Consider the following 7,303-nt stretch of genomic DNA (forward strand, 5'->3'; position numbering starts at 1 on the left):
CTTTTTGTGTTTGGTTTTTTTTTGGTTTGTTTAACCCTCCTTTTTTTAACCCTACTAATCCCCCCGGGGGGGGGGTTGGGGTGTTTTCCCACCCCCCCCCGCCCTGCGCGATGTGAGAGGTCAGGTGTGAAGGGTCAGGCGCCGCTGGCACGCAGCATGTCCTGGCGCTCGACGATCTTCACGCGCTCACGGCCCTCGGGCTCGCCCAGAGCCTTCTCCGCGGCGTCCAGCTGGTACCAGCCGTCCCAGGTGGTGAAGCGGATGCCGCGCTCGGCGAGGAACGCGTCCAGGGCCTCGGGCTCGGGGGTGGCCGGCGTGTGCAGCCGGTCGTTGCGGTAGTCGTCGAGCAGGTTCGCCACGGTCTCGTTGGCGTCGCCCTTGGTGTGCCCGATGAGGCCGATGGGGCCGCGCCGGATCCAGCCGGTGACGTACGTCGACTGCAGGTGCTCGCCCGTCTCCTGAACGACCCGGCCGCCCTCGTCCGGAACGGTGCCGGAGTCGATGTCCCAGGGGAGCTTGGGGAGTTTGTCGGACAGGTAGCCGACCGCGCGGTACACCGCGCCCACGTCCCAGGTGTTGAAGGTGCCGGTGCCCTTGACGTTGCCCGTGCCGTCGAGCTCGGTGCGCTCGGTGCGCAGACCCACGACCCTGCCGTCCTCGCCGAGGACCTCGACCGGCGACTCGAAGAAGTGCAGGAAGAGCTTGTGGGGCCGGTCGCCGACGTCGCGGATCGCCCAGTTCTCCAGGGTCTTGGCCACCATGTCGGCCTGCTTGTTGCCGCGCCGCGTGGTGATCGAGCCCTCGTCGTAGTCGATGTCCTCGGGGTCGACGATGACCTCGATGCTGGGGGAGTGGTCCAGCTCCCGGAGCTCCATCGGGCTGAACTTGGCCTGCGCCGGGCCGCGGCGGCCGAAGACGTGGATCTCCTTGGCCCGGTTGGCCTTCAGGCCCTCGTGGACGTTGGCCGGGATCTCGGTCGGCAGCAGCTCGTCCGCCGTCTTGGCCAGGACGCGCGCGACGTCGAGCGCGACGTTGCCGACGCCGAGCACGGCGACCTTCTCCGCCTCCAGCGGCCAGGTGCGCGGCACGTCCGGGTGGCCGTCGTACCAGGACACGAAGTCCGCGGCGCCGTACGAGCCGTCGAGGTCGATGCCCGGCAGCGAGAGCGCCCGGTCGGCCGTGGCGCCGGTGGCGAAGATCACGCCGTCGTAGAGCGCGCGCAGGTCGTCCAGGCCGATGTCCGTGCCGTAGTCCACGTTGCCGAAGAGCCGGATCTGCGGCTTGTCGAGCACCTGGTGCAGGGCGGTGATGATGCCCTTGATCCGCGGGTGGTCGGGAGCGACGCCGTAGCGGATCAGGCCGAACGGGGCCGGCATGCGCTCGAAGATGTCTATGGACACACCGGGTTCGGCGGCCACCTCGGACTTGAGCAGGGCGTCGGCGGCGTAGATCCCGGCGGGGCCGGATCCGACGATGGCGACCCGCAGGGGGCGGGGCATGGTCAGGTTCCCTTCGAGCGGCGACAAGCGATCTCAACGGGAAGCTTAAACTAAGGCATGCCTAACCCGGTACGAGGGTCCGGTCTATGAGCTCATAAGGCTACTTTATGGCCAGCCCATGGCCGCCCTTATGGCAGGGGTTGCTCCGCCCAGATCACCTTCCCCGCGGGCAGATAGCGCGTTCCCCAGCGCTCCGCGAGCTGCGCCACGAGGAACAGGCCCCGCCCGCCCTCGTCCGTCATGGTCGCGTACCGAAGGTGCGGAGAGGTGCTGCTGCTGTCGAACACCTCGCAGATCAGGTTGCGGTCCCGCAGCATCCGCACGCGCATCGGGCCGCCGCCGTACCGCAGCGCGTTGGTGACCAGCTCGCTCAGGATCAGCTCCGTGCTGAACGTCAGCTCCTCCAGGCCCCACTCGGCCAGCTGCCGGCTGACCGCCGCCCGCACCTCGCCCACGGCGGCCGGGTCGGCCCGCACCGGCCACTCCGCGACGTGCTCGGCGGTCAGAGCCCGGGTACGGGCCACGATCAGTGCGATGTCGTCGCTGGAGCGGGCCGTGAGCTGCGAGTCGAGCACGACCCGGCAGGTGTCCTCCGGGGACTGCCCGGCCCGGCCCAGCGCCTCGCGCAGCATCTCCAGCCCGACGTCGATGTCCCGCTCCCGGTCCTCGACCAGCCCGTCGGTGTAGAGGACGAGCCGGCTGCCCTCCGCCAGTTCCAGCTCCGCCGTCTCGAACGGCAGGCCACCGAGCCCCAGCGGGGGACCGGCGGGCACGTCGGGGAACTCCACGCCGCCGTCGGGGTGGATCAGCGCCGGCGGCGGGTGTCCGGCCCGGGCGACGGTGCAGCGTCGGGAGACCGGGTCGTAGACGGCGTACAGACAGGTCGCTCCGGTGACCGGGGCGCTGCCGTCCTCCTCGGTCTCGTCCTGGTCGATCCGGCCGACCAACTCGTCCAGCAGGGCGACGAGTTCCTCGGGCGGCAGATCGAGGGCGGAGAAGTTGTGCACCGCGGTGCGCAGCCGCCCCATCGTGGCCGCGGCGTGCAGCCCGTGGCCGACGACGTCCCCGACCACGAGCGCGACCCTGGCCCCCGACAGCGGCAGCACGTCGAACCAGTCGCCGCCCACACCGGCCTGCGCCGGAAGATAGCGGTAGGCGATCTCCAGGGCATCCTGCTCGGGCAGGTTGCGGGGGAGCAGGCTGCGCTGGAGCGTCACCGCCATGCTGTGCTCGCGGGTGTAGCGGCGGGCGTTGTCGATGGAGACGGCGGCCCTCGCGACCAGCTCCTCCGCCAGGGCCAGCTCGTCCGTGTCGAAGGGCTCCTGCTTCTCGGAGCGCCAGAAGCTCACCACGCCGAGTATCAGCGTGCCGGCCCGCAGCGGCACGGTGATCAGCGAGTGGATGCCGTAAGCGACGATCTGCGCGGAGCGCTCCAGGTCCTGCGCCTGCCAGCCCGGGGCCTCGCCCAGCCGGAGCTCCAGGACGGGGCTGCCCGTGGCGAGGCTGCGGCCCTGCGGGGAGGACTCGACGAACCTGATCCTTTGCCCGGCCGGATAGAGCGGCGCGTCCTTGCGGATCCCGCTCACCGCGGTCCGGCTGAGCGCGGCCGCCGCGTTCGGCTGCCCGCCGCCCAGAACCGCGTCGAACAGGTCCACGGTGACGAAGTCGGCGAACCGGGGCACGGCCAGCTCGGTGAGCTCCTCGGCGGTGCGGGTCACGTCCAGGCTGGTCCCGATGCCCACTCCGGCGTCGTACAGCATGTTGAGCCGCTCGCGCGCGGTCTCGGCCCGCCCGGACAGGGCTCGCAGCTCCGTGGAGTCGCGCAGGGTGGCGACGCTGCCGGGCGGGACCCCCGCACGGTCCGTGGTCCGCTGGTTGACGGCGAGGAGCCGGTCCCCGACCAGGTGCACCTCGTCCGTGGCCACCCGGCCCGAGGCCAACAGGTCGGCGATGCCCGGGTCGAGACCCAGACCGAGGACGTGCCGGCCCTCGGCGTCGGCCGGCAGCCCGAGCAGCCGGTGCGCCTCGTCGTTGGCGAGCAGCAGCGTGCCCCCGTCGTCGACGATGAGCACGCCCTCGCGCACGGCGTGCAGCACGGCGTCGTGGTGTTCGTACATCCGGGTCATCTCGTGCGGCCCGAGCCCGTGGGTCTGCCGCAGCAGCCGCCGGCTGACCAGCGCGGCACCCGCCGTCGCCAGGGCGAGCGCCGCGGCGGCGGCCGCGAGCACGAGCGGCAGCTGCCGGTCGGCGGTCCCGCCCACGTTCTTGGTCGTGATCCCCGCCGAGACCAGGCCCACGACCCGGCCGTCCTGGTCCTTCACGGGTACGACCGCCTGGACGAGCTGGCCGATGGTGCCGTCGATCTCCTCGGTGAACGACCTTCCGGCCAGCGCCGGCGCGATCGTCCCGACGAATTTCTTACCGATCCGGTCCGGCTTGGGGTGGGTGTAGCGGATCCCGTCGGTGTTCATGACGACGATGAAGTCGACCTTCGACCGCTCCCGGGCGGCTTCGGCACGTGGCTGGAGCACGGCGGTGGGATCAGGGCTCTGCAGTGCCTCGACGGTGCCCGGTGCGTTGGCGAAGGTCTCAGCGACCGCGAGCGAACGGTTGCGGGCCTCCTGCGTCGTGTCGTGCCGCACCTGCAGCACCAGCGCCACGACGGCCGCCACCACCAGCAGCAGCACGATCACCACGACGAGCAGGAAGACCTGTCCGGCGACGCTGCGTCCGCCCAGCACCGACCGCAGCCCCGCCACCGGTTGCCACCGCGACGGGCCCGCCTCCCGCCGCTGCCGTGCCGTCGGCGCAGCGCCGGGCCGCAGGGGCGATCGAGTCCCGGATCGACCCACGAGTCGGACCATGTGCCATGTCTACACTGCCGGGCTCCGGGAGGCGAGGGGCATCACCCATGGTGACAGGGGGTTCTCACCGTTTCATCACGTCCGAGGACCCGCGGTGGCTCCCTGCCCACCGCACAACGTACGACGGTTTCAGGCGCCCAGCGAGCGGGCCAGCTCGTTCGTGGCACGGGCGATCTCACGGTCCTCGTCCGCCAGCAGCCGGCCGAGGTCGCCGCGCCGGGCCCGCACGGCCTGGCGGGCCGCTCGCTCCCACACCACCGGGTTCTCCCGGTGGTTCAGCAGCTTCGGATAGACGGCGGCGGTGCTCTCCCATTGCCGGGCGTCAGCGATGCTCTTGAGGAGCCGGATGATCTGGGCACGGCAGGTCACCTGTGGCAGCTTGGCCAGCTCCCACAGGAACGGAACAGTGGCCGCCGTCGCCTGCTCCACGACGAAACCGAACTGGCAGATCCGTTTCCGCAGGTCGTCGAGGGCGGAGCGGGCGGTGTCGGCATCGCCCGCGGCGATGCCGTTGAGCAGGAGGGGAATGGCCGCCGCCGAGCCGGTGGAGTCCTGGATGTCGCCCCACGGCACGCGGTCCAGTGCTGTGAGCGGCGCGTTCCGGACCGTCCCGGTGAGGGCGTCGGGGCGCTCGGGGCGCTCGCTGCTCGGGTGTTCCGTCGAAGCGCTGCGCATGGCGAGGGGCCTTTCCGCGGCAGTCGTGTCAGATGGGGGGACAGGGTGCGGCCGGCCGGGTCGACAACCGGGCCCAGACCGTCTTGCCCGCGGGGGCGCCGGGGGACCAGCCCCACTCCTCGGACAGGGCGTCGACGATGCACAACCCCCGGCCGTGCTCCTCCAGGGCGACGCCGGTCGGCGCGAACACGGGCGGGTGGTCGTCGAGGTCGGAGACCGTGACCAGCAGATGGCCGGGGTCCAGGAGGAATCCGAGCCGGATCTCCGGCACACCGGGGGTTCTCGGCGCTGCGTGCGTCGCGGCGTTGGCGGCGAGCTCGGTGATGACGAGGGTCGCGTCGTCACAGCGGTGGTCGAGTGACCAGCCGTGCAGGGTGTCGCGGGTGAAGGACCGAACTCGGGCGAACCCCTCCCTGCTGCACTCGACCCGCAGGGCGGCCGAGGCGGACAGGGCGCCTGAGAACTGCGGCAGTGTCTTCGGCTCCGAGGGCGGGAGCCCGTACGGCACGGCCGTGTGCGGACCGGCCGGCGCGGTATGACTCGCCCCGGGTGCGCCTGCGTGCGCCGCAGCCCCACTCGGCGGCCGGAGCACGTGCTGCGCAGGTGATGACACGGCATCTCCCCGATGCGACGTCAGGACACGGCGCTCACCCGGGGGTTGACGCCGCAGCTATTATCCACGCTGAAGGCGCTCGCGTGCAATTGCACGAGAAATTGCGTGAAAATCCGGCCGTTGTGGGTACGCAAGCCGGGGCGGGTGCGGTCGAAGGTGTGCGGCCGCTCCCGGGTGAACGGCCGGGCGCACCGTGCCCGGTGGGGAACGAGAACAGCTAGGAGACTGCGGTGCCACCAGTGCGAAACGGAGTGCAGGCCAGCTCGTTGGACGCCTGCTGGATCAAGAGCCGGCACAGCAACGCCGAGGGCAACTGCGTCGAAGTCGCCCCCCTCGTGGACGGGGGGATCGCCGTGCGCAACTCCCGTGACCCCGACGGCCCCGCCCTGGTCTACACGTCGGCGGAGGTGGCGGCGTTCCTCGCCGGCGCGAAGGACGGCGAGTTCGACCACCTGCTGTAGTTCGAAGACCTGCTCCGCGGGACCGGTGTCGTCTCGCCTGCGGTGGCACGCCCCGGGGGGAGAAGCGGAGCCCAACTCCCTACTTCTACCGGGCTGCTTGGTGGATGCGTGAAGACCTGGTGAAGTGCGATAGTGTAAATCGCCCTTGTGCCGGTCTGCTGGGAGTCAGGATGTCCGCCGCGTCGCATCGCATCTCCCGTCTGGAACCCTACCTGGACAGGCCCGAGCCGGCGCCGACTCTGCTGAAGATGCTGGTCGGTGTGCAGCTCGCCGGCTTCCGGGAGGACGCCGGGCTCGCCCAGGACCAGGCGGCGCGCGCTGCCGGGTTCAGCGCCGCGAAGCTGTCCCGCATCGAGTCGGGCAAGGGCCGCCGCCCGCCGACGGAGAACGACGTCCGCACGCTGCTCGAGCTGTACGGCACCGACGACTACGAGGTCTCGGTACTGCTCAAGCTGCTGCAGCGAGCAGGTGAGCCGGGCTGGTGGCAGCGGTACGACAAGCGGCTGATGCCCGAGTGGTTCGACCGGCTGGTCGGACTGCAGGAGGCCGCCGCCACCATCCGTACCTTCGAGATCCAGTACGTGCCCGGCCTGCTGCAGACCCCGGCCTACACCAGGGCCGTGGTGGAGCGCGGCCTGCCGAACGCGCCGGCCGGTGAGGTGGAGCGCCGCGTCGAACTGCGCAGGCACCGCGCCCGGTTGGTGTCAAGGGCCGACGCCCCGCAGCTGTGGGCGATCATCGACGAGTCCGTGCTGCTGCGCGTCCTGGGCAGTGCCGAGGTGATGCGGGAGCAGCTCGCGTACCTCGTGCAGATGGCCGAACGCCCCAATGTGACGCTGCAGATCGTGCCGTTGACCGTCACCAACGCCTCGGCCCCGGCCATTCCGATCACATACCTGCGCTTCGGCGGCCTCGATCTGCCCGACGTGGTCTACCTGGAGCACATCAAGAGCGCGAACTTCCTCGAGGACCGCGACGAGACCGAGGAGTACCGGATCGCGCTGGACCGGCTCGCGGACGAGGCGCTCAAGCCCCGCGACTCGCTGGAGCTGCTGCGGCAGACGATGGAGCAGCGCTACCCCTGACGATCGTTCCGGGCGCGGGACGGCGACCGTCCCCCGCGCCGACGGCAACGAAAATATAGCCGGGGAGACGGCCCAGCACGCCGGCCGCCAGACCCACGGCGGGTAT

General features: G+C 71.0%; 6 protein-coding genes. 2 read left to right on the top strand and 4 right to left on the bottom strand.

The genetic code is table 11. The features are described from left to right. Positions 1-134 precede the first annotated feature (134 nt). The 4 genes from ACFCXS_RS17605 to ACFCXS_RS17620 form a co-directional block, all read right to left on the bottom strand. On the bottom strand, positions 135-1,499 hold the full coding sequence (locus tag ACFCXS_RS17605; RefSeq protein WP_376644224.1) for an FAD-dependent oxidoreductase: 1,365 nt from the start codon (positions 1,497-1,499) through the stop codon (positions 135-137). A 128-nt stretch (positions 1,500-1,627) separates the two neighbouring features. Continuing rightward, on the bottom strand, positions 1,628-4,363 hold the full coding sequence (locus tag ACFCXS_RS17610; RefSeq protein ID WP_376644225.1) for a SpoIIE family protein phosphatase: 2,736 nt from the start codon (positions 4,361-4,363) through the stop codon (positions 1,628-1,630). A 129-nt stretch (positions 4,364-4,492) separates the two neighbouring features. After that, positions 4,493-5,038 carry a hypothetical protein gene (locus tag ACFCXS_RS17615; protein WP_376644226.1) on the bottom strand — a complete coding sequence of 182 codons (546 nt, stop codon included), beginning with the start codon at positions 5,036-5,038 and terminating at the stop codon, positions 4,493-4,495. Between the two features lie 28 nt (positions 5,039-5,066). After that, positions 5,067-5,651, bottom strand: coding sequence for an ATP-binding protein (locus tag ACFCXS_RS17620; RefSeq protein WP_376644227.1), 585 nt, complete (start codon positions 5,649-5,651; stop codon positions 5,067-5,069). 230 nt (positions 5,652-5,881) lie between these two features. Between ACFCXS_RS17620 and ACFCXS_RS17625 the strand changes: the two genes are divergently transcribed. Continuing rightward, the gene (locus ACFCXS_RS17625) at positions 5,882-6,112 is read left to right on the top strand and encodes a DUF397 domain-containing protein (protein ID WP_362043388.1); all 231 of its coding nucleotides are present in this window, start codon (positions 5,882-5,884) and stop codon (positions 6,110-6,112) included. A 170-nt stretch (positions 6,113-6,282) separates the two neighbouring features. Next, positions 6,283-7,197, top strand: coding sequence for a helix-turn-helix domain-containing protein (locus tag ACFCXS_RS17630; RefSeq protein WP_376644228.1), 915 nt, complete (start codon positions 6,283-6,285; stop codon positions 7,195-7,197). The last annotated feature ends 106 nt before the right edge of the window (positions 7,198-7,303 follow it).

Source organism: Streptomyces sp. NPDC056373 (assembly GCF_042262425.1).
In the GTDB taxonomy this organism is placed as follows: domain Bacteria; phylum Actinomycetota; class Actinomycetes; order Streptomycetales; family Streptomycetaceae; genus Streptomyces.

What these genes read in the sequence shown, in the direction of transcription:
- ACFCXS_RS17605 (WP_376644224.1), bottom strand. Translation starts at nt 1,499, where the DNA reads ATGCCCCGCCCCCTGCGGGTCGCCATCGTCGGATCCGGCCCCGCCGGG.
- ACFCXS_RS17610 (WP_376644225.1), bottom strand. Translation starts at nt 4,363, where the DNA reads ATGGTCCGACTCGTGGGTCGATCCGGGACTCGATCGCCCCTGCGGCCC.
- ACFCXS_RS17615 (WP_376644226.1), bottom strand. Translation starts at nt 5,038, where the DNA reads ATGCGCAGCGCTTCGACGGAACACCCGAGCAGCGAGCGCCCCGAGCGC.
- ACFCXS_RS17630 (WP_376644228.1), top strand. Translation starts at nt 6,283, where the DNA reads ATGTCCGCCGCGTCGCATCGCATCTCCCGTCTGGAACCCTACCTGGAC.